This is a genomic window from Streptomyces halobius (assembly GCF_023277745.1).
Taxonomy (GTDB): Bacteria; Actinomycetota; Actinomycetes; order Streptomycetales; family Streptomycetaceae; genus Streptomyces; species Streptomyces halobius.
The window spans coordinates 3,751,184-3,777,286 of sequence record NZ_CP086322.1 but is presented as its reverse complement, the minus strand read 5'-3'; the positions used below and the strand labels follow the sequence as shown (position 1 = coordinate 3,777,286).

24 protein-coding genes are annotated in these 26,103 nt (G+C 70.3%); 11 read left to right on the top strand and 13 right to left on the bottom strand.

All coding sequences use genetic code 11. The features are described 5' to 3' along the window. The first annotated feature begins 228 nt into the window (after positions 1-228). From K9S39_RS17140 to K9S39_RS17125, 4 genes are read left to right on the top strand one after another with little or no spacing between them, the layout of a single operon-like run. Positions 229-411, top strand: coding sequence for a hypothetical protein (locus tag K9S39_RS17140; RefSeq protein WP_248869239.1), 183 nt, complete (start codon positions 229-231; stop codon positions 409-411). Between the two features lie 14 nt (positions 412-425). Beyond that, the gene (locus K9S39_RS17135; RefSeq protein WP_248864236.1) at positions 426-1,094 is read left to right on the top strand and encodes a pilus assembly protein TadG-related protein; all 669 of its coding nucleotides are present in this window, start codon (positions 426-428) and stop codon (positions 1,092-1,094) included. 56 nt (positions 1,095-1,150) lie between these two features. Beyond that, on the top strand, positions 1,151-1,738 hold the full coding sequence (locus tag K9S39_RS17130) for a hypothetical protein (protein ID WP_248864235.1): 588 nt from the start codon (positions 1,151-1,153) through the stop codon (positions 1,736-1,738). 8 nt (positions 1,739-1,746) lie between these two features. Then, positions 1,747-2,394: an OmpA family protein gene (locus tag K9S39_RS17125; RefSeq protein WP_248864234.1), complete on the top strand. Its 648-nt coding sequence runs from the start codon at positions 1,747-1,749 to the stop codon at positions 2,392-2,394. Between the two features lie 72 nt (positions 2,395-2,466). Here K9S39_RS17125 and K9S39_RS17120 read toward each other — a convergent pair whose 3' ends face one another. Continuing rightward, positions 2,467-3,360, bottom strand: coding sequence for a D-alanyl-D-alanine carboxypeptidase family protein (locus K9S39_RS17120; protein WP_248864233.1), 894 nt, complete (start codon positions 3,358-3,360; stop codon positions 2,467-2,469). A gap of 274 nt (positions 3,361-3,634) precedes the next feature. Here K9S39_RS17120 and K9S39_RS17115 point away from each other — a divergent pair, with 274 nt between their 5' ends. Further along, entirely contained in the window at positions 3,635-4,216 is a 582-nt protein-coding gene (locus K9S39_RS17115; protein WP_248864232.1) for a TetR/AcrR family transcriptional regulator, read from the top strand. A gap of 89 nt (positions 4,217-4,305) precedes the next feature. Here the strand turns inward: K9S39_RS17115 and K9S39_RS17110 are convergent, their stop codons facing one another. Beyond that, positions 4,306-4,671: a DUF192 domain-containing protein gene (locus tag K9S39_RS17110; RefSeq protein WP_248864231.1), complete on the bottom strand. Its 366-nt coding sequence runs from the start codon at positions 4,669-4,671 to the stop codon at positions 4,306-4,308. Positions 4,672-5,024: 353 nt separating this feature from the next. Between K9S39_RS17110 and K9S39_RS17105 the strand changes: the two genes are divergently transcribed. Then, entirely contained in the window at positions 5,025-5,774 is a 750-nt protein-coding gene (locus tag K9S39_RS17105; protein WP_406708142.1) for a prepilin peptidase, read from the top strand. Positions 5,775-6,198: 424 nt separating this feature from the next. Here the strand turns inward: K9S39_RS17105 and mgrA are convergent, their stop codons facing one another. Continuing rightward, positions 6,199-7,236: an L-glyceraldehyde 3-phosphate reductase gene (mgrA, locus tag K9S39_RS17100; protein ID WP_248864229.1), complete on the bottom strand. Its 1,038-nt coding sequence runs from the start codon at positions 7,234-7,236 to the stop codon at positions 6,199-6,201. 127 nt (positions 7,237-7,363) lie between these two features. On the opposite strand from mgrA, the gene K9S39_RS17095 reads away from it, so the two are divergent. From K9S39_RS17095 to K9S39_RS17080, 4 genes are all read left to right on the top strand, one after another. Next, positions 7,364-8,161: an isoprenyl transferase gene (locus K9S39_RS17095; RefSeq protein ID WP_248864228.1), complete on the top strand. Its 798-nt coding sequence runs from the start codon at positions 7,364-7,366 to the stop codon at positions 8,159-8,161. Positions 8,162-8,764: 603 nt separating this feature from the next. Beyond that, positions 8,765-10,099, top strand: a complete 1,335-nt coding sequence (locus K9S39_RS17090) for a PhoH family protein (RefSeq protein ID WP_248864227.1) — start codon at positions 8,765-8,767, stop codon at positions 10,097-10,099. Positions 10,100-10,553: 454 nt separating this feature from the next. Beyond that, the gene (locus K9S39_RS17085) at positions 10,554-11,249 is read left to right on the top strand and encodes an aggregation-promoting factor C-terminal-like domain-containing protein (RefSeq protein ID WP_248864226.1); all 696 of its coding nucleotides are present in this window, start codon (positions 10,554-10,556) and stop codon (positions 11,247-11,249) included. 123 nt (positions 11,250-11,372) lie between these two features. After that, positions 11,373-13,001: an AI-2E family transporter gene (locus K9S39_RS17080; protein WP_248864225.1), complete on the top strand. Its 1,629-nt coding sequence runs from the start codon at positions 11,373-11,375 to the stop codon at positions 12,999-13,001. Between the two features lie 154 nt (positions 13,002-13,155). Here the strand turns inward: K9S39_RS17080 and K9S39_RS17075 are convergent, their stop codons facing one another. Further along, positions 13,156-13,689, bottom strand: a complete 534-nt coding sequence (locus K9S39_RS17075) for an alkyl hydroperoxide reductase (RefSeq protein ID WP_248864224.1) — start codon at positions 13,687-13,689, stop codon at positions 13,156-13,158. Between the two features lie 11 nt (positions 13,690-13,700). Further along, complete coding sequence (locus K9S39_RS17070) at positions 13,701-14,255, bottom strand: peroxiredoxin (protein ID WP_248864223.1); 555 nt, start codon at positions 14,253-14,255, stop codon at positions 13,701-13,703. A 154-nt stretch (positions 14,256-14,409) separates the two neighbouring features. Here K9S39_RS17070 and K9S39_RS17065 point away from each other — a divergent pair, with 154 nt between their 5' ends. After that, positions 14,410-15,420 (top strand): hydrogen peroxide-inducible genes activator, encoded by a 1,011-nt coding sequence (locus K9S39_RS17065; protein WP_248864222.1) that lies wholly within the window; start codon positions 14,410-14,412, stop codon positions 15,418-15,420. A gap of 3 nt (positions 15,421-15,423) precedes the next feature. Here the strand turns inward: K9S39_RS17065 and K9S39_RS17060 are convergent, their stop codons facing one another. The 8 genes from K9S39_RS17060 to K9S39_RS17025 all read right to left on the bottom strand — a co-directional run bounded on the left by K9S39_RS17060 (position 15,424) and on the right by K9S39_RS17025 (position 26,069). Beyond that, positions 15,424-16,026, bottom strand: coding sequence for a Uma2 family endonuclease (locus tag K9S39_RS17060; protein WP_248864220.1), 603 nt, complete (start codon positions 16,024-16,026; stop codon positions 15,424-15,426). A gap of 92 nt (positions 16,027-16,118) precedes the next feature. Further along, positions 16,119-18,515, bottom strand: a complete 2,397-nt coding sequence (locus tag K9S39_RS17055) for an FtsX-like permease family protein (protein WP_248864219.1) — start codon at positions 18,513-18,515, stop codon at positions 16,119-16,121. An 8-nt stretch (positions 18,516-18,523) separates the two neighbouring features. Then, on the bottom strand, positions 18,524-20,989 hold the full coding sequence (locus tag K9S39_RS17050) for an FtsX-like permease family protein (RefSeq protein WP_248864217.1): 2,466 nt from the start codon (positions 20,987-20,989) through the stop codon (positions 18,524-18,526). Beyond that, entirely contained in the window at positions 20,986-21,669 is a 684-nt protein-coding gene (locus K9S39_RS17045) for an ABC transporter ATP-binding protein (protein ID WP_248864216.1), read from the bottom strand. The genes K9S39_RS17050 and K9S39_RS17045 overlap by 4 nt, the downstream gene beginning before the upstream one ends. Next, positions 21,666-22,190 carry a PadR family transcriptional regulator gene (locus tag K9S39_RS17040; RefSeq protein ID WP_248864215.1) on the bottom strand — a complete coding sequence of 175 codons (525 nt, stop codon included), beginning with the start codon at positions 22,188-22,190 and terminating at the stop codon, positions 21,666-21,668. The genes K9S39_RS17045 and K9S39_RS17040 overlap by 4 nt, the downstream gene beginning before the upstream one ends. A gap of 341 nt (positions 22,191-22,531) precedes the next feature. After that, the gene (locus tag K9S39_RS17035; protein WP_248864214.1) at positions 22,532-24,022 is read right to left on the bottom strand and encodes a glycosyltransferase family 39 protein; all 1,491 of its coding nucleotides are present in this window, start codon (positions 24,020-24,022) and stop codon (positions 22,532-22,534) included. A 779-nt stretch (positions 24,023-24,801) separates the two neighbouring features. Then, positions 24,802-25,080 carry a hypothetical protein gene (locus tag K9S39_RS17030; protein WP_248864213.1) on the bottom strand — a complete coding sequence of 93 codons (279 nt, stop codon included), beginning with the start codon at positions 25,078-25,080 and terminating at the stop codon, positions 24,802-24,804. Continuing rightward, on the bottom strand, positions 25,077-26,069 hold the full coding sequence (locus K9S39_RS17025) for an SPFH domain-containing protein (RefSeq protein ID WP_406707956.1): 993 nt from the start codon (positions 26,067-26,069) through the stop codon (positions 25,077-25,079). The genes K9S39_RS17030 and K9S39_RS17025 overlap by 4 nt, the downstream gene beginning before the upstream one ends. Between the last annotated feature and the right edge of the window lie 34 nt (positions 26,070-26,103).

Here is a 26,103-nt window from a genome sequence, read left to right as displayed (position 1 = left end):
TGTCGGAGTGTCGGATGGTCCCGGAGGGGGGAACGGGGGTGACCGTGGTGCGGTTGAGTGGCCGAAACGCGCCGTTGATCCGAGAATTCACTTGCCCGACAGAGGATGGGGTCCGCGATCCCTGTTCCGGGAACCCTTTTCCGGCATACTTTTCTCGTGACACGCGCGCGGACGAACGCGCCGGCATCACGGGGGCAGACCAGCCGGACCAGAGGGGGACGGCCGCCCATGAAGGGGAAGATGATGGCGAAGCGGCGAATTTTGGGGAACGACCGGGGACAGACCTCGATCGAATACCTCGGCATCATCGCGGTGGTCGTGGCGATCGTGCTGGTTTTGTCGACCACCGACTTCGGCGGGCAGATCGCGACCGCCATCGCCAACAAGATTTCCGAGGTAGTCGGCATCTGATCGCCACTGAGGCCGTGACGGCCCCTCTCACGCGTCGTGGACGGCGCGACGCCGGGCAGGCTTTCCCGCTCTACATCGTGGCGGTCGGGGGCCTGCTCTTTCTCGCGCTCGCGTTCTTCGCCGTCGGGCAGGCGGCGGCGACCCGCAACGGCGCGCAGACGGCAGCCGACGCGGCAGCCCTGGCCGCGGGCCAGAAGTACCGCAAGTTGCTGAGCGAGGGCTTTCTGGACGCGGTCGGCGACGGTACGGGCTGGGAGGACCTGCTCAACGGGCGCGGGGTGCCCTCCGAAGGGGCGTGCGAGAACGCGGGCTGGTTCGCCGGGCGCAATAACGCGTCCGTCACGAGCTGTACGCCGGACTCCTGGCCCACCTCGTTCAGCGTCACGGTCAAGACCCGTAACACCGTGGGTGATTCGGTGATTCCGGGCACCGAGCACAAGCACGCGTCGGCCGGGGCCAAGGCCGTGGTGGTGCCTCGCTGCACCATCGATCCCGCCTCGCCGGACGACGACAAGGCCGCCGACGGCAAGGGGAGTAAGGACGGCAAGGGCGGCAAGGGCAAGGACGACAAGCCGGTGCCCGTCGAGATCACCTGTGACGGCAAGAACTGGATTCTCGACCCCGACAACCTCCACGATCTTCCCGAGGCAGCCGATCTGTTCGCCGTACGCCTCGCCCATTGACCGGCTCCGTCCTGCTCCCGCCACCCGAGCATTCGACGATCAAAGGAATCGCATCCATGAACATTCGGCGCACCACGAAGGCCGCCAGGGGAGCGGTCGCCATGGCGAGCGCTGTCGGCCTGGCTCTCGTCGTGGCCGGCTGTGGAGGCGGCGAGGGCGGAGCGAAGGCGACGGACGGCAAGAAACCGCCGGCCGGCCACAGCGCCGCCCCGAAGGAGAGCGGTCCCGGTACCCCGGCGGCCGACTCCGACCAGGTGGTCGGCGAGATGAAGGGGCCGGACGGGATCGTTATCACCCTGCACTCCGTGGCCCGTGACACCGGCGGCTTCGTCACGGTCAACGGCACCGTGACCAACCGCGGTACCCGCGTCTTCAATGCCGTCAACTGGCGGTCCAACGAGACCGAGCTGAAGTCCCGCTCCTCCATCTCCGGAGCCACACTGGTCGACAAGGCCGGAAAGAAGCGGTACTTGGTGCTGCGGGACACCAACGGCGAATGCCTGTGCACCACGGCTCTCAATGCGCTGATGCCCGGGTCCAGCCGCCCGATCTTCGCACAGTTCCCCGCGCCGCCCGCCAAGGTCACCGAGGTCGACTTCCAGCTGCCGACCATGCCGCCTGCCAGCGTGCAGATCACGGATTGAGCGGGCAGATGACCGCGACCCGGAAGACCCGTGCCCCCCGGGCGGCCCGCGCCACCCGCGCGTCCCGTACGGCCGTGACCGTAGCCGCCTCGCTGCTGCTGACCGCGGTGCTGACGGCCCCCGCCGCCCAGGCCGACCCGCCCGGACTGACCGAGGACTCCACTCCGCCGGTCCGTATCGACCCGCACGACCCCGACCTCAGGATGGTCCAGGGCGCCAAGCTCGCCCCGTCCAAGGTGCTCAACATCAAGTCCGTCGTGGAGACCGACGACGGTTCCGAGCGGCGCCAGGACACCAACGACAATGTGACCTTCGCGCTGCAGGCCGAGGTGCTCTTCGGCAAGGACAGCGCCGAGCTGACGCCGGACGCGCTGACGCGTATCGACACCATCGCCGCGGAGGTCAGGAAGCAGAACGCCACCAGCCTGCGGGTCTTCGGCTTCACCGACAACCTCGGCTCGGCCGCGCACGGTCTCGCCCTCTCCAAGGACCGGGCCGATGCCGTCCAGCGGGAGCTGGCCGAGGGCCTCGACTCGTCCGTCAGCTTCCAGATCCGCGGATACGGGGAGCAGTACCCGATCGCCGACAACTCCACCGAAGCCGGCCGGGAGAAGAACCGCCGTGTGGAGATCAGCTTCCCGCGCGCGTCGTCCTGACGACAGCAGGCCGGAAGGCCGCCTCGGGCTCTCCGGCCTGCTCGCCTACTGCTTCGGCCTACATTCTGTGGCCTACTTCTTGAACCCGTAATCCAGCAACTTCTTCGCGTCCGCCGTGCGGTTGGCCAGCGAGGAGGACGCGAGGACCGTGCCGATGACCGTCTTGCCGCCCCGCGTCGCCGCGAAGACCAGGCAGTACTTGGACTCGGGGCCGGAACCGGTCTTCACACCGATGGCGCCCCGGTAACTGCCCAGCAGTGTATTGGTGTTGGTCCACTCCATGTAGCGGTAGCCGCCACTCTTCGTGGTGACCTTCTGCTTCGTCGACTTCGTCTTCACGACCGACCGGAACGTGGAGTACTTCATCGCGTTGCCGGCGAGCTTCGTCAGATCGCGCGGCGTCGAGTAGTTCGCGCCGCGCCCGATGCCGTCGAACGAGTCGAAGTGGGTGTTCTTGAGGCCGAGGCTCTTGGCGGTGGCGTTCATCTTGCCGATGAACGACTTCACGCGCGCGGCCCGCGTCGACCCGGTGCCGAACTTGTCCGCCAGCGCGTACGCCGCGTCACAGCCGGACGGGAGCATCAGCCCGTAGAGGAGCTGGCGGACGGTGACCTTGTCGCCGACGATCAGCCGGGCCGACGAGGCCCAGTTGTTGTCGACGATGTAGTCGCTGTACGCCTTCTGGATGGTGACCTTGGAATCCAGGTCGAGGTTCTTCTGGCCGAGCACCACCCGGGCCGTCATGATCTTGGTGGTCGAGCCGGTGGAACGACGGGTGTCCGCGGTCTTGGTGAAGAGGGTTTTCCCGGTGCCGTTGTTCATCACGAAGCCGCCCTTGGCGGTGATCGCGGGCGCCTTGAGCGTGGCGGCCTGCGCCGGAGCGGCGAACGCCCCGGCTGCCAGCACGGCTCCGGCGGTGACGACGACCGCGGACGCACGACGCATGCCTGTAATGCCGTTTTTCAAAATAGATACTCCAAACGCCCCTGCATGGCGGCCACATGGGTGTGCCGCTTGCCCATGAGACGCGTGAGACGGGCGAATGGATGTGTGTTCCGCGGAGATTTTCCGTGTCGTTGGCCAGGAGCATGCGTGCAACGGCTGAGATGCCGTCGTCACCGAGCGGATCGCAGTGCTCGATCGAGGCAGCAGGCAGGCGCGGGGCCGAGGGGTGCGAGCCCCGGTCTCCCCGGCGCCTACGTAATGGACTGCGTGATCCAATACGTGGTAACGTTCCGGTATGGCTCGGCCCAGGAAGTTCGACGAGGAACGGGCGGTCGACGCCGCGATGGAGGCGTTCTGGGCCGCCGGCTATGAGGCGACGTCCACCCAGGATTTGTGCGAGGCCACCGGCCTGGGGCGCAGCAGTATCTACAACACCTTCAAGAGCAAGCACGATCTCTTCGAGCGGGCCCTGGCTCGCTATATGGAGTGCAAGAACGCCGAGCTGACCGAGCTGCTGGAGGGCGACCTGCCCGCGCGCCGGAAGATCCGCGCACTGCTCCAGCGGGTGATCGACGACGAGTTCGTACGGCATGCCGACGGCCGGGGCTGTCTGGTCGTCAATACCTGCGTGGAGGTGTCGGCCCATGACGAGCCGGTCGCGGTGGCGCTGGCACGGGACTACGGCATCCGGCTGGAGGCACTCCGCGCGGTGATCGAGTCCGGTCAGCGGGACGGCGACATCGCGGCCGACAAGGATGCCCGTACCCTCGCCCACCTGGCCATCGCCTCCGTCGGCGGCCTGCGGGTCTCCGCGCGGGCCGGCGTGGACCGCGCGGCCCTGGAGGCGGTCGCGGACGCGGCGCTGGCGGCGTTCTGAGACACCGCTCTCGCGCTGTTCTGAGACGTCACGCTCGCGGCGTCACGCTCGTGGCGTTGCGCTCGTAGCTCCCTGAGGGACGCCTGCGGTCAGCCCAACCGCCGCCGGTCCGGCCCCACCATGACCCGCAGGCCGGGCAGCAGGCCCCAGCGCGCCATCGCTCCGGCCTCCGCCTCCAGGACGTGGCGGGCGCGGAGCCGGGGAAGTCCCATCCGCCCGGGAGGCATGGTGCGCACGGCGAGCACGGTGAAGTCCCGGCTCAAATACGCCACATCAATGGCAAACCGCATCCGGAACGTATGCACACCACTCGCCGGCGTCAGCAGCAGCGCCCCTTCCACACCGTCACGCCCCGACAGCCCACGGGTACGCGCCCGATAAGACGCCGCGATCTCCAGCGGAATCGCCGCGTCCGTGACATGCAAGATCCCGGGGCCGTTCTCCCAACGCGCCATGCGAAGCGTTCTATCAGGCTCCCCGAACTCCGCCAACTCCCCACCCCCGACACCGCCAACTCCCCACCCCCGACACCGCCAACTCCCCACCCCCGACACCGCCAACTCCCCACCCCCGACACCGCCAACTCCCCACCCCCGACACCGCCAACTCCCCACCCCCGACACCGCCAACTCCCCACCCCCCAACACCGCCAACGCTCCTGCTCCAGGCCCGACATACGTCACCAGGACCCCCACACACCATGCCCGCCCCCCAGGGACTACGTCCGCCCCCCAGGGACCACGCTCGCCCCCAGGGGCCACACCCGACCCCACGGGCCACGTCCGCCCTCTAAGGTCAACCCGTGCCCCTGACACTGCCCCTTCTCGTCGCTCTCGCCGCCGCCTACGGGGCCGCGGCCGGCCTGCTCATACCGCGGCCCGCCCACCGGCTGGCCGTCGAGCCCGAGGAGGAGTGGCGCGCGGTCTGCCCCGGAGAGCACGCGATCACCGGGGTGGCACGGGGCTGGCTCGGGCGGGGGCGCTGCCCGGACTGCGGCACGTATGGCCCGCGCACGCTGCTGACGGCGGCGGTCACCGCGCTGGCCTGCGCGGCCCTCGCAACGGCGACCGGGCCCCGGCCCGAGCTCGCCGCCTGGCTGATCATGACACCGGTCACGGTGCTGCTGACGGTCGTCGACTGGCGGGTCAACCGCCTCCCGGACGAGCTGACGCTACCGCTCGCGGCCCTGGCGGCGGGGCCGCTGGGCCTCGTCGGATGGCTGACGGGGGAGCCCGGCGCATGGCGGCGGGCGCTGCTGGGTGGCCTGCTGCTCGGCGCGTTCTACCTGCTGCTGTTCGTCGTCAACCCGGCGGGGATCGGGCTGGGGGACGTCAAGCTGGCGGTCGGCCTGGGGATCGCCCTTGGGTGGTACGGCTGGCGCACGGTCGTCGTCGGCGGTGCGGCGGGGGTGCTGCTCGGCGCCCTGTACGGAGCCGGGCTGATGCTGGCCCGGCGGCTGCGGCGAGCGGACCGGGAACAGCGCACGGCGACCATGCCGCTCGGACCATTCATGATCACAGGCGCCTTCTGCGGACTCCTCCTGGGCGCCGCGGCCTGAGCCCCACGGGTCCCCACGAGTTCCCACCAGTTCCGACGAGTCCCCTCGGGTCCCGCGAGTCCCTTCGAGCCGCCCCGCAGATCCACGTCGTCACCGAGGGCACCCGGACGCACCCGAGGCCGCCCGGAGTGAGGTCCCCGAAGTCGGCCCGAGGCCCCGGAACCGGAGCCGGGTCGTGGTCGGGTCGCGGCCTGTCGAAACCGGAGTCGTTCCAAGGCCCCCGGAACCGGTTCCGGTCCGAGCCCTCCCGGAACCGGAGCCACGCCGTGTTCCCGACTCGTGCGCGCAGCACCCCTCCCGTGGGGTTATGGTGGAAGCCCCCCCTCGGGCCGGTCCGTATCCCCCCCACGGACCGGCCCGCTTTTTGTTCCGCACCGGCCCGCTTCTGTCCGCGTTCCGTATCGCGGCGGGCGGGGCCGACCGCTCAGCTTCGCCGTGCCCAGATGTTCACACCCTCCGTCGACTTCGCGAACTCGTCGATCTCGGCCAGTTCGGTGTCCGTGATCTTGGGGGCGTCGAGGGCCGCGATATTGGCCTCCAGCTGGGCGACGCTGCTGGCGCCGATCAGGGCGGAGGTCATCCGCTCGTCGCGCAGGACCCAGTTCAGCGCCAGCTGCGCCAGCGTCTGGCCGCGCCGGACGGCGATCTCGTGGAGCCCGCGGAGCCGGCGCACCACCTCGTCCGACAGCAGATCCGGGTCCAGCGACTTGCCCTGCGAGGCGCGCGAGCCCTCGGGGACGCCGTTCAGGTACTTGTCGGTCAGCAGTCCCTGGGCGAGCGGTGCGAAGGAGATACAGCCCATGCCCTCCGTTTCGAGGGTGTCCAGCAGCCCGTCGTCCTCGGTCCAGCGGTTGATCATCGAGTACGAGGGCTGGTGGATCAGCGCCGGGACGCCCATCGCGCGCAGGATCCGGGCCGCCTCACGGGTCTGCTCGGAGTTGTAGGACGAGACGCCGGCGTACAGCGCCTTGCCCTGCTGGACGGCGGACGCCAGCGCGCCCATCGTTTCCTCCAAAGGGGTGTCCGGGTCGAATCGGTGCGAGTAGAAAATATCGACGTAATCGACGCCCATACGCTTCAGTGACGCATCCAACGAGGAGAGGAGATATTTCCGCGATCCCCATTCGCCATAGGGACCGGGACGCATCCGATATCCGGCCTTTGTGGAGAGAATGATCTCGTCGCGGTAGGATCGGAAGTCCTGCGCGAAGATCTTTCCAAAGTTCAGTTCGGCGGATCCGGGCGGCGGACCGTAGTTGTTCGCCAGATCGAAGTGGGTGACGCCCAGGTCGAAGGCGCGCCGGAGAATGGCCCGCTGGGAGGCGAGGGCGCGGTCGTCCCCGAAGTTGTGCCACAGCCCCAGAGAGATAGCGGGGAGTTTCAGTCCGCTACGGCCGGTACGCCGGTACTCCATGGAGTCATAGCGTGATTCCGCGGCGCGGTAGTCAGATGTACCAGTCATGGTCATCTCCCTATCACGTAGTTGTGACAGACCTGATTGGGCTCTTGATACACGCGAGAAGTAAAGTTGCTCACTTGAGGCGACGCGGGGCTGACCGCCATTCAGGCACGGAGGGGCTGGACCACACATGCTGCGATCTTCCGGGGTGCGCATCCCGTATCCGACCGCACTGCGGAATCTGGCCTACCGGCTGTATGCGCGCCGGGTGGAGGGCCGCCTGGATCACACCCAGGTGCCCAAGCACATCGGTGTCATTCTGGACGGCAACCGCCGCTGGGCGCGGGCCGACGGGCGGACGACCGAGCAGGGCCACCAGGCGGGTGCGGAAAAGATCACCGAGCTGCTGGGCTGGTGTGCGGAGACCGATGTCGAGGTCGTCACGCTCTGGCTGCTGTCGACGGACAACCTCGACCGGCCCGAGGCCGAGCTGACCCCGCTTCTGGGGATCATCGAGAACACCGTGCGCGGTCTGGCGGCCGACGGCCGGTGGCGGGTTCACCACGTCGGCAACCGTGATCTGCTGCCCACCCCGACGCAGCAGGTGCTGAAGGAGGCCGAGCAGACCACCGACGAGAACACCGGCATCCTGGTGAATGTCGCCGTCGGCTACGGCGGCCGGCAGGAGATCGCGGACGCGGTGCGCTCGCTGCTGCTGGAGCAGGCCGAGCGCGGCCACTCCGTGGCGGAGATCGCCGAGACCGTCGACATCGAGAAGATCTCCGAGCACCTCTATACACGTGGCCAGCCCGACCCGGATCTGGTGATCCGTACGAGCGGCGAGCAGCGGCTCTCGGGTTTCATGCTCTGGCAGAGCGCCCACTCCGAGTACTACTTCTGCGAGGTCTTCTGGCCGGCCTTCCGCAAGGTCGACTTCCTGCGCGCGCTGCGCGACTACTCAGCGCGGCATCGCCGTTACGGCGGCTGACGGGGCGGGGTGCGGGAGACGGGGCCGGGGCGGGCCCCCGGGGTGGCCGACGGAAGCCTTCAGGGTTGGTCGAACAGAACCGTTAAGGGGTGCGGACGCCACAACGCGACGGGTCGGGGCGGTATTCCCGCTGCGGAGACGGGGCCGGCAGGGAGTGATGTCGCTCACACCGCCACCCTTGACGCCGCTCTGACGCCCCCTCAAGTGACGGCGGCTCGCTGCGGGGAACCGTAGCCCGGCGATCACCCGTAACCCAAGGTTCACCAGGTATGTGTCATATGCACTGGCATGGGGGCGGGGCTTCGAGGGAATATCCCTGGCAGGTCGGCGTCCGGAATCAGACATCGGGCGTCGTATCTCAGCGGGCGGCATCGGCCGTCCGCCCGGGAGGCCCTTTGCACATCACGGACGTTCGTGCGTACCGCACGGAGGACGCGGAGGGCCGGTGTTCGGCCCGCGCATCGTGGCCAGAACCCGGTCCGGTCTCTATATGGCCGGGCTTCCGGGGCCGGCGGCGCAAGCCGCGGATGTCACGGTCCCCGGGAGCCAATCGCCCCGCGACGCCGTCGCACCCCGACCTCATCCGAGGGGGTACGTCCACCCGTGGTGAACAGCAACAAGCGCCGTGAGAACGGCCGGCGCACCTATGTCCTTGACACCAGCGTCCTGCTGGCGGATCCAGGCGCCATGGCCCGTTTCGACGAGCACGAAGTCGTGCTGCCGGTCGTCGTGGTCACAGAGCTGGAGGCCAAGCGGCATCATCCGGAGCTCGGTTACTTCGCCCGGCAGGCGCTGCGTCGGCTGGACGAGTACCGCGTGCAGTACGGGCGGCTGGACGCCCCCCTCCCCATCGGGGGTCTCGGCGGGTCGCTCCGGGTCGAGCTGAACCACTCCGACCCGGGGATCCTGCCGGCCGCCTTCCTGAACGGGCACCGGACGGGCGACAACGACTCGCGGATCCTCGCGGTGGCGCGCAATCTGCAGGCCGAGGGGTTCGACGTCACCGTCGTCTCCAAGGATCTGCCGATGCGCATCAAGGCGTCCTCGGTCGGTCTGCTGGCCGAGGAGTACCGTGCAGAGCTGGCGATCACCGACTCCGGCTGGACGGGCATGGCCGAGCTGGCCGTCTCCGCGGAAGCGGTGGACGATCTGTTCGCCGCCGACATCGCACACATTCCGGATGCCACCGAACTTCCGGTGCATACCGGACTGGTGCTCCAGTCGGAGCGCGGCAAGGCGCTGGGCCGGGTCACCTCGGAGGGCGCGGTCCGGCTGGTGCGCGGCGACCGGGAGGCGTTCGGGATCCACGGTCGCAGCGCGGAGCAGCGGATCGCGCTGGATCTGCTGCTGGACCCCGATGTCGGGATCGTTTCCATGGGCGGCCGGGCCGGTACGGGCAAGTCGGCGCTGGCGCTGTGCGCGGGCCTGGAGGCCGTGCTGGAGCGCCAGCAGCACCGCAAGGTGATGGTCTTCCGGCCGCTGTACGCGGTGGGCGGGCAGGAGCTGGGCTATCTGCCGGGCAGCGAGTCGGAGAAGATGAACCCCTGGGCACAGGCCGTCTTCGACACCCTGTCCGCGGTGACCACCAAGGACGTCATCGAAGAGGTGGTGGGCCGCGGCATGTTGGAGGTGCTGCCGCTCACGCACATCCGCGGCCGGTCGCTGCACGACGCGTTCGTCATCGTCGATGAGGCCCAGTCGCTGGAGCGGAATGTCCTTTTGACGGTTCTGTCCCGTATCGGCGCCAACTCCCGGGTGGTGCTGACCCATGACGTCGCACAGCGCGACAACCTCCGGGTCGGGCGGCACGACGGAGTGGTCGCGGTCGTCGAGAAGCTCAAGGGGCATCCGCTGTTCGCACATGTCACGCTCAACCGCTCGGAGCGTTCGCCGATCGCGGCACTGGTGACCGAAATGCTGGAGGACGGAAGGATCTGACCTTTTATGAACTGGCTGGCGTGATCTGCCCGTTGTGAGCATCTGCCGCCCGGCGAAGCGAAGGAGCTTAGCCGGGCGGCGCGCGTGTGCGCGGCAATATCCGAAAATCCCCGGGGGTAAACGAGGTGTGAGCTTTCACACCCGACTCGGAATTGATTCCCGGCGTGCCGTTCGGGCAGAGTCTGGTTCCTGTCAGGCCCCGCATACGGCACCAACACCCTCAGGGGTGCTCCCGGACGACTCCGGGAGCGTTGGAACACCCGAACTTCATAGCGAGTCGCCGTATGCCGCCCGAGCACCACGCGGACCCCCGAGGGGGACGTACCGGGCCAGTGCCTCCCGTGACCAGTCGGACCCGACCGCTCAACAGGGACCGGAACAAGGGGAGGCCAGCGCCAGGGGCACGATTGCGTCCGCGAGGTCACCTATGCGGGCGATGCTGGAAGGAAAACGTGTGAGCCGGATCTCGGTCCGGGGATTCGCCGTGGCCTCCGCCACCGCGGTCACCACCGTCGGCGCCGTCGTCGGCGTCGCATCGGGCAGCCAGGCGTCGGTGGACAACACCGAGGCCGCCGCGGCCGACGCGACGATCGCCGACATCCCCGCGGGCCAACAGGCCCAGGTGCAGACGGCGTCCCTGACGCAGCAGGCGGACGAGGCATCGACGTCCGCCGGTGCCGCGGCCCTCAAGGCCGCGCAGGAGTCGGCACGCAAGGCCGCCGCGCAGACCGCGCAGGACAAGAAGGACGCCGCGGACGCCAAGGCGCAGAAGGAAGCCGAGGAGCGCAAAAAGAAGGAGCTGGCCGCGTCCCGCTCCGCCGCGCGCGACGCCGGTGACTTCCTCGTCAAGAGCTCCTACACCGTCGCCGAGGTGCAGAGCATGGCCCGCCAGATGGTGGCGAGCGAGCAGTTCCAGTGCTTCAGCAACATAGTGGATCACGAGTCCAGCTGGAACTACCGGGCCACCAACGCCTCCTCCGGCGCATACGGTCTCGTCCAGGCGCTGCCCGGCTCCAAGATGGCCTCGGCGGGTTCCGACTGGCAGACCAACCCGGCCACGCAGATCAAGTGGGGCCTGAACTACATGAACGATCGCTACGGCAGCCCGTGCGGCGCCTGGTCGTTCTGGCAGGCCAACAACTGGTACTAGGCGCCGCCGGTACCGCGCAATCTCCGAAACCCCCGACCGCGCCAGGGTCGGGGGTTTCGCGTATGGGGCACAGGTAACGTCGTGCCGACAGAGACGGAGTGCGGGAGGGGAAGAGGAAGTGACATGTCCAGATTGCCTCAGTGGGTCGGCGGCATCGGTGCCGGTCTGACGCGGCTCTCGCAGCGGCTGGAGGACCAGCGCCGCCGTGCGGAGACCGCGGCGATGGGAGTTCCCGATGGACGGAGCTTGCCGGAGTCCTCGGGGGAGGGCGATCCGGATGAGCTGAGGCGTACCGGGACCGCGGGCGCGCCGTACGGCTCCGGGGTCCCCGGGCCGGCGGACGGGTCCCGGACGGCGTCCGGAGCGAAGTCCGCCGATGGCCCGGCCGGACGCGTCCTCGTCACCCGGAAGCAGGTTCCGGACGCCGTGGACGGCGCGCCGCGCTCCCCCAAGGACTCCGACCCCCCGCTCTCGGCTCCGCTCGACCGGGGGGACCCCCACCGTCCAGGGGAGACCCCCCTCGCGGAGGACGATCCGGTGGCCGCTTCCCGCCCGCCGGAGTCGGTGCCCGCGCCGCCCGCCTACGCGCCGGCCGTCGCGGCCCGCCCGGATCCCGTGGCCGCGGTGCCGTGGGGCGTACGGGTCGCCGCCGAGGTCGGCTGGCGGCTGCTGGTGCTGGCCGGGGCGCTGTGGGTGCTGGCGCGGGTCATCACCACCATCGAGCTGGTGGTGCTCTCCGTCACCGCGGCGATGCTGATCACCGCGCTGCTGCAGCCCACCGTGGCCTGGCTGCGCAATCGCGGGCTGGCGCGCGGGCTGGCGACCGCGCTGACCTTCATCGGCGGGTTCGTGGTCATGGGTCTGGTCGGCTGGTTCGTGGTGTGGCAGGTCCAGGACAACATCGAGTCGGTGTCCAGCCGGATCCAGGACGGCATCACCGAGCTCAAGGGCTGGCTGCTGAACAGCCCGTTCCATGTGACCGACAGCCAGATCAACCAGATCGCCAAGAACCTGCAGGAGGCCGTCGGCGCCAACACCGAGGCGATCACCACGGCCGGCCTGGAGGGCGTCACCGTCGTCCTGGAGATGCTCACCGGCATCCTGCTGGCGATGTTCACCACGCTGTTCCTGCTCTACGACGGCCGCCGCATCTGGACGTGGGTGCTCAAGCTGGTTCCGGGCGCGGCCCGGGAGGGCGTGGCGGGCGCCGGGCCGCGGGCCTGGCGGACGCTGACCGCCTATGTGCGCGGCACGGTCATCGTCGCCCTGATCGACGCCATCTTCATCGGCATCGGGCTCTGGTTCCTCGATGTGCCGCTGGCCGTCCCACTGGCCGTCTTCATCTTCCTGTTCGCCTTCATCCCGCTGGTGGGCGCGGTGGTGTCGGGCGCGCTGGCATGTCTGGTGTCGCTGGTCACGCAGGGCGTCTTCACGTCCCTGATGGTGCTGGCGATCGTGCTGGCCGTGCAGCAGATCGAGGGCCACATCCTGCAGCCGTTCATCCTGGGCCGCGCGGTGCGGGTCCACCCGCTCGCGGTGATCCTCTCGGTCGCCGCCGGCGGCCTGATCGCGGGCATCGGCGGCGCGGTCGTCGCGGTGCCGCTGGTGGCCGTCACCAACACCGTCGTCGGCTATCTGCGCTCGTACTCCAGGGAACAGGCACTGCGGATGACGCCGCAGCCGCGCGGGGCCACGGCCATCGGGGTGGCGCCGACGCCGCCCCGGGGGCGCGGCGACTCGGCCGACGACTAGGCCCTGTCCGGTGGGGCGGCGCCGTGGGCCCGGCTATGGCCCACCGGACAGGCCCCAGCGGGCCCCCGGCTCCCCGACGCACGGAACCCCGCAGACGCATCGTCTGCGGGGTTCCGTGCGTCTGCTCGCGTGCCGATGACGCGGCTCGTGCCGATTACTCGGCGAGCGCCTCCTCGGCGTCCAGCGTGGCGCCGACGGCCTGCAGGACGGCCGCGATCTTGACGGCTTCCTGGATCGTCTCGCGGTCCACACCGGCCTTGCGGAGCACCTGCTCGTGCGAGTCCAGGCACATGCCGCAGCCGTTGATGGCCGAGACGGCCAGCGACCACAGCTCGAAGTCGACCTTGTCCACGCCCGGGTTGCCGATGACGTTCATCCGCAGACCGGCGCGCAGCGTCCCGTACTCCGGGTCCGACAGCAGGTGCCGGGTCCGGTAGAAGACGTTGTTCATCGCCATGATGGCGGCGGCCGACTTGGCGGCGGTGTACGCCTCCGCGGAGAGGTTGGCCTTGGCCTCCGGCTCCAGCTCGCGCAGCACCTTCGGCGAGCGCGAGGCGATCGCGCAGGCCAGGACGGTGCCCCACAGCTGCTGCTGCGGCAGCTCGCTGTTGCCGATGACCGACCCGAGGTTCAGCTTCAGGTCCTTGGCGTAGTCCGGAACGGCGGACTTGAGTTCATTCAGCGCCATGTCGGATCAGCTCACTCGCCCGCGAGGAGCTTGACCGGGTCGAGGGTCTCGTCGCCCTTGGACCAGTTGCAGGGGCACAGCTCGTCGGTCTGCAGGGCGTCCAGAACCCGCAGGACCTCCTTGGGGTTACGGCCGACGGAGCCGGCGGTCACCATGGTGAACTGGATCTCGTTGTTCGGGTCGACGATGAAGACGGCGCGCTGCGCGAAGCCGTCCTCGCCCTCGATGCCCAGGTCGCGCATGAGCTCGTGCTTCGAGTCGGCGAGCATCGGGAAGGGCAGGCCGGTCAGGTCCGGGTGGTCCTTGCGCCAGGCGTGGTGCACGAACTCGGAGTCACCGGAGAAGCCGAGGACCTGGGCGTCACGGTCGGCGAACTCGTCGTTCAGCTTGCCGAAGGCGGCGATCTCGGTCGGGCACACGAAGGTGAAGTCCTTGGGCCACGCGAAGACGATCTTCCACTTGCCCTCGTACGTCTTGTGGTTGATCTGCTCGAATTCCTTGCCGGACTCAAGCGAGACGCAGGCAGTCAGGTCGAACTCGGGGAACTTGTCACCAACAGTGAGCACGCGCTCTCCTTGCAGAGGGAGGAAATCCCAGCACGAAGTCCCGTATGGGGGATTCGGGGCTTTCCATGGGGCTTGGACGAGTTACACAGTGCCACAGGAGGCATTGATCAGGGAAATAGCTAGACTGGTTGATGTTGATCGGAGGTGGTTATCAGTGGCTTCCCCAGGGACCCCCGGCGGCCGGGCCCGCCAGCCCAGCCTGGCCCAGCTGAGGGCCTTCATTGCAGTGGCCGAGCATCTGCACTTCCGCGAGGCGGCAGCCGAGATCGGCATGAGCCAGCCCGCGCTGTCCGGTGCCGTCTCCGCGCTGGAGGAAACGCTCGGCGTTCAGCTATTGGAGCGTACGACGCGCAAGGTGCTGCTCTCGCCGGCGGGGGAGCGGGTGGCCGCCCGCGCGCTGGCGGTCCTGGACGCGGTGGGGGAGCTGATGGAGGAGGCGGAGGCGGCTCGCGCGCCGTTCACCGGCATGCTGCGGCTCGGCGTCATCCCGACCGTCGCGCCCTACCTGCTGCCGACCGTGCTGCGGCTGGTGCACGCGTCGTACCCGGATCTGGACCTCCAGGTCCATGAGGAACAGACCGCCTCGCTGCTCGACGGACTGGCCCACGGCCGCCTCGACCTGCTCCTCCTCGCGGTCCCCCTCGGCGTCCCCCAGGTCACCGAACTCCCGCTCTTCGACGAGGACTTCGTGCTGGTGGCGCCCAAGGACCACTGGCTGGGCGGACGCGCCGACATCCCGCGCGAGGCGCTGAAGGAACTGGATCTGCTGCTCCTGGACCCGGGGCACTGCCTGCGTGACCAGGCCCTGGACATCTGTCGGGAGGCGGGACGCGTATCAGAAGAGGCGGGGCGAAGCCCCTCGGGTTGGGGCGGTGGCGGGCGACGGGAGGGCGCCGCGGTGACGACCAGCGCGGCCGGGCTGTCGACGCTGGTGCAGCTGGTGGCCGGCGGCCTGGGCGTAACGCTGCTGCCGCGTACGGCGCTGCGGGTGGAGACGGCGCGCAACGACCTGTTGACGACGGGCTACTTCGCGGATCCGGCCCCGTCGCGGCGGATCGCGCTGGCGATGCGCAGCGGGACGGCGCGGCAGCGGGAGTTCGAGGAGTTCGCGGGGGCGTTGCGGGGGGCTATGCGGTTGCTTCCTGTGCGGGTTGTGGAGGGGTGAGGGTCAGAGGCGGCCGGCTGCCAGGATTGCCTCTACGTCGAGAACGACCTCGGCCCCGATGGAGTCCGGCAACGTGACCTCCTGTCCTGGGGCATAGACGTGGTGCGTGTCGTATTCGTTGGCGCTCGGGTCGGTGAGGACGTGAATACGGTCGTTCTTGCGGTCGACAATCACGTAGACCGGGATCTTGGCGATGGCGTATGCGGCAACCTTCAACTTGAGGTCAGCGTTGTAGTTGGTAGAGGTGACCTCAAGCACCAAGCGGAAGATCGCCGGGTCGTAGCAGTTGAATTCGATGTGGTGGTCGCGAAAGTCGGCGTCCACGACTGCAAGGTCCGGAACGGCGTAGTCCGACGGGCCGTCGGGCAGCCACACGCCCAGAGCCTGTCCCACCCGCGTCTCTCCTCCGTGAACGGGGGCGAACGCAAAGGTGAGATCGGTCAGCGACATCGAGTGAGGGCCGTCAGCGGATGGTGTCACGATGATTGATCCCCCGAGGATCTCGACTCGATAGCCCGGGAGCTTGTCAGCGAGCTTCTCGGCTTCTTCGAGCAGAGTCAGCTCAGGTTCGCCCTCACAGGGGTACTCGACCGCTGCGGCAGACATGGCGCCTCCTAGTGGCTGGTATCGAGGCCCTCATCGTATGCCGGGCCGCCCGCACACGTCCCGTACGACAACGTTCACCCATTCGTGGACCGTCACTCCGTACGAAGCCCCTCCGGCCGCATCAGCCTCCACAGCAGCGGCAGCGACATCACCGTCACGCCGACGATCACGACGGCCGCCGTCCCCGTGAGGGTCAGGATCGTGGGCCAGTCCGGCATCGGCGGGCGGTCGACCATGTGCAGGAGGAGGGTGCCCAGGCCCAGGCCGCAGGCGACGGCGAGGGTCAGGCCGAGGACCACCGGGATGGTGGTGTACCAGAGGACCGAGAGGCCCAGGACGGTGCGCGGGGTGCCGAGGGCGTCCAGGGCGGACAACAGGCGCGCGCGTTCGTGGAGTTGTTCCAGGGTGGTGATCAGCAGGCCGGCGCCGATCAGCACCAGGACGGCGACGGCGCCGGCGGCCAGGGCACGGCGGACGGTGCCGAGGGCGTCGTCGGTGTCGGCGGCATCGTAGGTGTACAGCTCGGCGCGGATGTCGACCTGGGCGGCGATGTTGCGGACGTGGTCGAGGGCGTCGGGGCGGTCCGGGTCGAGCCGCAGCATGACGTTCACGGTGGCGTCGTGGAGGTGGGTGGCGTCCAGGGCTCTGGGGGTGGCGAGCAGACCGGTCGCGTCGACGCGGGGCGGGAGCTCGCGGGCCGGGGCGGTGTGCCGGGCGGTGGCCGGCACCGTCCAGGTGGCCGGCTTGTGGCCGGCCTCCTCGCTGCCGAGCGGGCTGAGCGCCAGCCGCTCGCCGGGGCGCGGCAGCCGGAAGGCGTCATCGGGGTCCTCGGCGAGGAAGACATCGCCGTCTGAGCAGGCGGTGATCCGGGTCAGCGCGCGCAGGGTGGCACAGTCGGCGACGGTCACCGGGTAGGGCTCGGGGTCGTCGTCCTCGTGGCCGGAGCCGTGCGCCATGGCCCGCTGGTGCGCGGCGGAGTCCGCGTAGCCGGTGATCAGGCCGTGGGACGCGCGGACGCCCTCGGCCGTGCCCAGGCGGGCGTCCAGCCGGTGGGCGCGGGCGGCGGGCGCGGTGTCTTCCCGGGCGCCGGCCACGACCCACCGGGAGGAGCCCCGGGGCATGTCGGTGAGTCCGGGCAACGCGCCGGACAGCAGCACCTGTGCGGCGATGGCACCGGCCACCGCCACGGTGATCCCGCTGATCGAGCGGCTGGCCGTACCGCTGGTCAACTGCAGCCGCCGGACGGCCAGATGCCAGGACTGGCCGCCGCGCCGGCCGAGGCCGCCGCGGCACAGCCAGGCCACCACGGCGTCCAGCAGCCAGGGCAGGAACGCCGCGACGCCCAACAGGAGCAGCGACACCCCGACGATCACCTGGGCGCTGGCGGCGTCGCCGCTCCGCACGCCGCCGATCACCTGCGGCAGCAGCAGCGCCACCCCCGCGGCCGGCAGCAGCGGCCGCCACCACAGCCGGCGGCGCAGCGGCGGCGCCTTGCGGGTCACGCCCAGGGGTTCGACGGTGACCCGCCGCATGGTGAACAGCGCGACGCCGACCGCGCAGACCGGCAGGCCCAGTGCGATGACGGAGGTCAGCACCGGGTCCGGTACGACGTCGGAGGGGAAGGCGCCGAGGCCGAAGAGGGTGAGGGAGCTGAGCGGGATCCGGACGGCGAGGAAGAGCGCGGTGCCGGTGAGCAGGCCGAGCAGGGAGCCGGCCAGCGCCTCGCCGGCGGCGATCCGGCGGGTGGTGGCCCGGTCGGCGCCCACCAGCCGCAGCGCGGCGAGCCGCAGGTCGCGGCGCTCCCCGCCGAGGCGGATCGCCGTGGCGACGAAGACGGTGACCGGCACCAGCAGCGCGGCACAGCCCACGATGATCGCCAGCACCACCAGGGGCTCCGGCTCGACCGGGTTGCCGACGGTGCCGAATTCGGTGATCCGGTCGACGCCGTCGTCGGGTGCTCGTAGCGCGTCGGTGCCCTGGTAGTAGAGGAGTTCGCCGGGGTTGATCAGCCCCTCGTCGCCGATGTGGGCGGTGATCCGCAGCTGCGGGAAGCGTTCCTTGAGGAGCGCGCCATCGGGGGAGGCCAGCAGCTCGGCGAGGGCGGGCGAGACGGCCAGCTCGCCGGGGCCGGGCAGCCGGGACAGGCCCGGCGGGACGGGGGCGTGCGGTCCCTCCGCCTGCACCGCCAGGCCGTTCACCGCCATGTCCCGGTAGCCGCTGTTCACCGAGGCGATCAGCAGGGTGCGGTCGGTGGGCCCGTGGCCCTCCTCGACGGAGACGGTCGTGCGTGCCGCTTCGCGGTGCTTGGCGGCGGTCAGCGCGCTCGGGATGGCGGCCGCGAGCAGCAGGACGGCGACGCCCAGGCCGACGCCGAGCGCCGTGAGGACGGTCCGCAGCCAGCCGTGCCGGCCGCCGATGACCGCGAACCGCGCGCCCATGAGGAGGTCGTGGGTGAAGCGGACGGCTGGCCGCCCCCGGGGGTCCTGCATGCGTGCGCTCACTCCGTCCGCAAGCCGTCGGGCCGCATCATGCGCCACAGCGGAGGCAGGCTCAGCGCCGTGACGAACAGGATCACGCCGGCGCCGATGGCGGTCATCCCCGCCACCACCGGCCAGTCCACGGTAACCGGCGTGTCGATCATGGTGAGCAGCAGTGCCCCCAGTCCGAGCCCGCACCCCACCGCGAGGCCCAGGCCGAGGACGACCGGGACGGCGGTCTGCCACAGGACCGACCAGCCGAGCGTGGTGCGGCGGGTGCCGCAGGCGTCGAGGGTGGACAGCAGTCGCCGGCGCTCGTGGAGCTGCTCGACGGTGGAGGTGATCAGGCCCGCGCCGATCAGCAGCAGGGTGATGACGGCGCCCGCGAACAGGCCGTCGCGGACGCTGCCGAGCTGCTCGTCGTGCGGATTGTCGACGACGGAGAACTCGTTCATCGTCGGGTTGATGCGCGCCGCGGTGTTGCGGATGTGCTCCACCGCGTCCTCGGCGTCCCGGTCGAAGTCGACCTGGAGCTCCATGTCGGGGACCTTGAGCCGGCTGACGTCCAGCGCCGACGGGGTGGCCAGGAGGTCGTACGAGAAGCGGCCGGGTCCGGTTCCGGGGGAGAGCATCCGGGCGTCGCGGGCCGTCTCGGGGATCTTCCAGGGGCGGGCGGGACCCCGGCTGTCGTCCACGATGATCGCAGGGTTGAGGTCGATGGTCGCGCCGGGGCTGACGGGCGAGTCGGCGTCCCGGGTGTCCGTGACGAAGAGGTCGCCGTCCCGGCAGGACGGCACACGGGCCAGTCTGCGCAGCTCGGCGCAGCTGCCGACGGCGACCGTGGCATGGGCCTCGTCGGCCGGGTCCCGGCCGGCGGCGGGCAGCCGGCCGACGTTCGCGTCGATGGTGCCGCGGGCCGCCGTCACGCCGGGGGTGGCGCGCAGCGCGTCGAGCGCGCGCTGGGTCTGCGGCCAGCTGTCGGTGCTGCCCCACAGGCCGATCCGCGGTAGCTTGCCGGACTCCGCGTACGCCTGCGCATAGCCGGTCTGCATGCCGGTCAGCAGCATGTGGATCGCGATGGCGCCGGCCACCGCGACGGTGATGCCGCTGACCGAGCGGGTGGCCGAGCCGCTGTTCAACCGGAGGCGGCGGACGGCCAGTTGCCAGGGGACCGGGCCGCCGTGCAGCCGCCGCACCACGGCGTCGACCAGCCAGGGCAGCAGCGCCGTGACGCCGAACAGCAGCAGCATGGCACCGGCCGTCAGCCGGATGGTGTTCGGCGCGGTGTCGGTCCACGGCCGCTGCCAGGCCAGCGGAAGCAGCAGCAGGGTGCCCACGGCGGGCAGCGCCACGCGCCACCACAGCCGGCGGCGGACGGCCCGCCGGTTGCGGACGATGCCCAGCGGCTCGACGGTGACGCCGCGCTGCGCGAAAAGCGTCACCAGCACCGCCGCCGTCGGGACGAGGACGGCGGTCAGCGCCGCGGCGAGCGGGCCGGGGACGACGTCCGAGGGGAAGACGTTGATGTCCCAGAGCGTGATCACCGACGCGAACTGCCGCCCGCCCAGGAACAGCGCGGCGCCCGCGGCCAGCCCCAGCAGCGAGCCGAACAGCGCCTCGCCGGAGGCGATCCGCCGGGCCGTACGGATGTCGGCGCCGACCAGCCGCAGCGCGGCCAGCCGGCGCTCCCGGCGCTCGGTGCCGAAGCGTACGGAGGTGCCGATGAAGACCAGCACCGGCGTCATCAGCGCCACACACGTCATGATCACGAGGAGGACGGCGGGTGCCCGCATCGGCTTCGGGTCCCAGCTCTTGCCGAAGTGGTCGATGCGGTAGCCGTCGGGGGCGCGCAGCGTGGCGCTCTGCGCGAAGTAGGTGAGTTCCCGTGGTCCGAGCAGTCCGTCGTCGCCGATGACACCGGCCACCCGGTAGTCCAGCCGGTCGCGGAGCAGCGCGCCGTCGGGGGAGTCCAGCAGCTCCTTGAGGGCGGGGGAGACCAGCATCCGGCCGGGGCCGGGGAGTTGGCGGACGCCGGGCGGTACGGGCGGATGCGCGCCGTCCGGGCGCACCAGGCGGCCGCGGATCTGCGCGCCGCGGTAGGTGGTGTCCACCGAGGTGTAGAGCAGGGTGTCGTCGGCGGGCTTCGGGTCGTGCTTCTGGCCGAGGTTCTCGCGGGCCTTCTCCCGGCCGTGCCAGGAGTCCATCAGGGACGGCACGGACGCCCCGAGCAGCAGGACCGCCACGCCCAGGGCCACGCCCGCCGCCGTCAGCGCCGTACGGATCCAGCCCTCGCGTCCGCCGCCCGCGGCGAACCGCATGCCCATGGCGAGGTCGCGGGCCCAGGTGACGGGACCGGTGCGCGGGACGGCGGGCAGCGCGGCGGGCGGGTCCTGGGGCGCGGGCGTGGCGGGCCCGCCCCCGGAGTCCCCGGAGCCGGCCGCGCCGCCGCGCCCGCCGCTGCCGGCGTGCGAGCGGAGCGGGCTCATAGCGCGAGCATGTCCTTCACCTTGCCGTCGCGGACGACGATCTCGCGGTCGGAGTAGGCGGCGACCCGGGATTCATGGGTGACCAGGACGACGGCGGCGCTGGTGTCCCGGGCCGCGTCGGTCAGCAGGGTCAGCACCCGTTCGCCGTTGAGGGAGTCCAGGGCGCCGGTGGGCTCGTCCGCGAAGATCACCCGTGGCCGGGTGGCGAGCGCGCGGGCGACCGCGATCCGCTGGCCCTGTCCGCCGGAGAGCTCACCGGGCCGCTGCCCGGCGACCGTGTCGACCTCCAGCCGCGCCAGCCACTCACCGGCCTGCCGCTCGGCCTCCTTGCGCTTGGCGCCGTTCAGCCGCAGCGGCAGCGCGACGTTCTCCAGAGCCGTCAGCTCCGGGACGAGCTGGCCGAACTGGAAGACGAAGCCGAAGTCGGTACGGCGCAGGGCGCTGCGCCGGGCGTCGCTCAGCTCGGTCAGCAGGTGCGGGCCGTAGCGGACGCTGCCGGAGTCCGGCCGGATGATCCCGGCGAGGCAGTGCAGCAGCGTGGACTTGCCGGAGCCGGAGGGGCCCATGACGGCGACGACCTCGCCGGGGTGGATGGAGAAGTCCGCGCCGTCCAGTGCCGGTGTCGCCCCGTACGCCTTGTGCAGTCCCTCGGCCGAGAGCAGGGATCCTTCCGGCGTCATGCCCGGACCGTTTCGGCCAGCCGGTCCAGTCGCGCGGCGGTCAGCTCCAGCCAGCGCAGATCGGCTTCGAGGTGGAACAGCGCGTGATCGCAGATCAGCTGATCGGCGAGGTCGCCGCCGCGCTTGCGCTCGGTCAGTCCGCGCATCAGCCGCAGATGCTCGGTGCGCTGGGTGTCCAGCAGCTCGGCGGCGTCGCGGTCGGTCATCAGCGCCAGGACGACCTTGGTGTAGAGGGTCGACTGGAGGTAGGGCTCGGGCTTCTCGGGGCGGGCGAGCCACTGGGCGACATCGGTGATACCGGCGTCGGTGATCGCGTACCGCTTGCGTTCCGGGCCCGCGCCGGCCTCCACGGCGTCCACCTCGACCAGGCCGTTCTTCAGCAGCCGGGACATGGTGGAGTAGACCTGCCCGTAGTGCAGCGGGCGGTCGTGGCCGAAGTGTTCGTCGAAGGCCCGCTTGAGGTCGTAGCCATGGCGGGGGCCGGACTCCAGGAGGCCCAGCAGCGTATGACCGATTGACATGCCGACCACCTTACGTCGTGGGTGTATCGCCGGTGTATACGCACGCTGTATAGGGGACGGTACGCAATGTGTCCAGCCGTCCAGCACAGTGCGCCGGGGTGCGCCCCCGGAGCACGGTGGTGCGCGGGCTCCGGGAGGCGCGGTGGTGGCGGCCCCCGGAGCTGCACCAAGCCGGAGTCCGCTGGGCCATTCGCTTGAACCACCGGGCGGACCAGAGGAGGATTCGACGAACTCTTGGTGTCGCCGCTGGAGTCACAGGCGATCGGCGTCTGCTGTCCACACCGGTACCTGCCGGGCAGCCAGGCAAGGGTGAGGTGGGCGGCTTCGATGCGGTATGCCGATTACGCGTCCGGGGTGCGCGCCGGGCCGCCGGGGGGTCGCCGAGCTGGTCCGAGCCGCTGGTACAGCGTCACCCGCCGCCCGCGGACCTGCTCGTCCGTCACCACCGTGAAGTACTTCTTCAACACGGCAGTCTTCACCTTGTCCCGCTCCGCCGACACCGGCCGGGCCACCCTGGGCGCATCAGTGACCAACAGTATCCGCTGTTGTGCCAACAACGCGGTCCGTATCCGCGCCGGATCGGCCTCCTCGCCCTTCAGCGTCCCGGACGCCACAGGGCTCTCCGCCAGCGCAATGTCCCGCAGTCCGGCGAAGTCATCGGGGGAGACCAGCGCGGTGTCGCGCCGGGCCGCCGGTACGAAGAGCACCGCATCCCCGGCGTTCTTCAGCCGCCGCACGTCGTCCGCTATCGCCAGGACGTCGTCCACCCGGCTCGCCGGAGACCGCTTGGCCAGCGACTGCGGCAACAGCGCCACCACCGCCACGGCGACCGTTACCGGGACAAGCCACGGCGAGGCTCCGGGGAATCGCGGCCCGATCGCCCGTACCGCTGCGCCCAGCGCCGTACCGATCAGCAGTGCCAGACCCAGCATGCTGAACAGAATGTAGCGGTCCAGGAACAGCGGCTGGACCAGGGAGAGGCCGATCAGGCTGATCTGCGGCACCGCGAGCAGCGGCAGCCCGACGGCCGCCACCGACAGCCGGCCTGCCCGCGGCCGATCCAGCAGGGCCCCGAGACCGCCGATCGCCAGCAGGACCGCCGGGCCGATCATCATGTGCCACGTCAGAGGCGGGATCCAGGACACCTGGTCGGACTGGCGCCGACTGAACACGATCAACGGCAGCGCAGCCGTCACAGCGCCCGCCGAGGCCGCCGCCCAGCGTGTCCACATCCCGCGCTGTGCCCGCGTCCAGATCAGGGTCGCCGCGTGCGCGGGCAGGATCAGCAGCGACAACCAGTTCAACAGCCCGCACACCAGGACCGCGCCCCCGTACGCCGCCCAGTGCACTGCTCGACCACGCCCCTCAAGCACGGTCACCAGCAGCAGCGTCGAGATCGCGGCCCCGGCCGCGACCAGCGCATACGGGCGGCCCTCTTGGAGATAGAACTGCACGGCCGGAAGCAGTCCGAGCGCCAGCCCTCCCCCCAAACCCGCCCAGGCCCCGGCCAGCCGGTGGCCGATGACCGTCACACAGGCCGCCGCCAGCGCCATGGCCACCACGGAGGGCAGCCGCAGGGTCGTGGTACTGGGCCCGAAAAATTCGAAGAGCCCATGCATCAGCAGGTAGTAGAGCCCGTGCACGACATCGACCTGCCCCAGCACGTGCCAGATCTCAGCGACGGTCCGCTGGGCCACCTGCCAGGTCGCGGCCTCGTCCCGCCACACACTGCGCTGGCGGGACAGCCCCCACAGGCCGAGCGTGAGGGTCCACAGCATCGGGATCAGCCAGACGGGCAGGCGGCGCCGGAGAACGGCTATAGAGGAAGTCATGAAGGTGTACAGGTCCTAGTTAAGGGGTGGCCGTGCGGGCCGAAGTCGGCCGCACCGTGAAGTGGGGCTGGTGGCCATCTGCCGGCCCGAGCCGGCGGTATGTCATTCGCCATAGGGGCGCCATTGGCTCGACCGGCGTACTGCCGCCCGCGCGCCCCACCGCCAGGTGAGGATGGCCGGCCGACTCTCCCGCACGGACCTGTAGCTCCACGCCGTCCGGCAGCACACGATCAGCGACTTCATGACGCAGTCGGCTGACCTTCAACACAGGCCCGACCACGCCCATTTCGCCCATTCCCTGACCCACCGGTCCCTCTTTCGCCCACCGCTCGCACCGCAGCACGGGGCGGGAAGGGCGGCTACCGAGCCGCCCTTCCCGCCCTGCCGATTTCAGCCTCAGAAACCGGGAGGCCAGATCTTCAGACCGCCCTCGAAGGCCGCGGACGCCGGTGATGCCCCCCCCACGAGCGCGGTCCCGGCGACGACGAGTCCCGCGATCGTGTTCTTCATCATCGTGCGAATCCTCCCCCTGATGAAGGCTCTGGCCGGTTGCCATGCCTTCTTGATCGCGCCACAAGGAATGGACCCCGAGATCGTACACACAAGCCGCATTTAGAAGATGTATTCGAAAAATGGGCTGTCTTGTGAAGCGAATAAGTCCATGTAAGGCCTATGCAAGGAAGTTGATCACGTTGGTTGTGAAAGACGGTGGGGGTGTGCGATGTCCGCCCCTGCGGCCGGGCCCCCACCCTGCGGATGCTCCGGTGCTGTCGGCCCGCTCAGCCGTCGTCCGGTCGCTCCCCGGCCCTCTTCGGGGGCCGGCCCCGCCGGGGGATGGCCCCCGCGTCCCGTGGCAGCCGGCCCGCGTCCGCGAGTGCCTTGCGGAGCAGGAACTCGATCTGCGCGTTGGCGCTGCGCAGTTCGTCGTTGGCCCAGCGGGAGAGCGCGTCATGGATCAGCGGGTCCAGCCGCAGCAGCACCTGCTTGCGCTGCTGCGGCCGTCGCGCGGGGGGCGGTCGGCCTTCGGCGTCGGGCCCCTCAGGCGTCTCCGGGCTCACTGGTAGAGGGACCCGGTGTTCAGAACGGGCTGGGCGGCCCGGTCGCCGCACAGCACCACCATCAGGTTGCTGACCATGGCCGCCTTGCGCTCCTCGTCCAGCTCGACGATGCCCTGCTCGTTGATCCGCGCCAGTGCGGACTCGACCATGCCGACCGCGCCCTCGACGATCTGCTGGCGGGCCGCGACGACCGCGCCGGCCTGCTGCCGCTGGAGCATCGCGGAGGCGATCTCGGGGGCGTAGGCGAGGTGGCTGAAGCGGGACTCGATGATCCGTACGCCGGCGGCCTGGACCCGGGCGGTCAGTTCGGCGGCGAGCTTCTCGGTGATCTCCTCGGCGTTTCCGCGCAGCGACAGCGCGCCCTCGTCGTGCGCGTCATAGGGGTACTCGATCGCGATGTGCCGGACGGCCGCCTCGGTCTGGGTGGCGACGAACTCCACGAAGTCGTCGACCTCGAAGAGCGCCTGTGCGGTGTCGTCGACCTTCCACACGACGATCGAGGCCAGCTCGATCGGGTTGCCGTAGGCGTCGTTCACCTTCAGTACGGCGGTCTCGTGGTTGCGCACCCTGGTGGAGATCTTCTGGGCGCTGGTGAGCGGGTTGACCCAGCGCAGGCCGTCGGTGCGGATGGTGCCGACGTACCGGCCGAAGAGCTGGATCACCCGGGCCTCACCGGGGGCGACCATCTTCACGCCGGTCATGAAGAAGATCGAGCCGATCACCAGCAGGACGCCGACGATGAACATCGGCACCCCGGCCGCGTTGTTGCCGCCCGACCCGATCATGCCGCCGGCGATGGCGACGGCGATGCCGAGGAAGACCCCGAGCACGGTGAGCAGCAGGGCGACGCCGCCCGGGATGCTGTGCGCCGGCTTCTCGCGGACCTGGGGCTCGGGCATGTCGGGTGCGTCGACGGTGAGGTCGGTGACGTCGGCGGGGGCTGCGGGGGCTGCGGGGGCGGTGAGGTCTGCGGATGTCCGGTCTGGCATGGAGGTTCCCCGTTTCTCGTGTACCTGTTGTCGC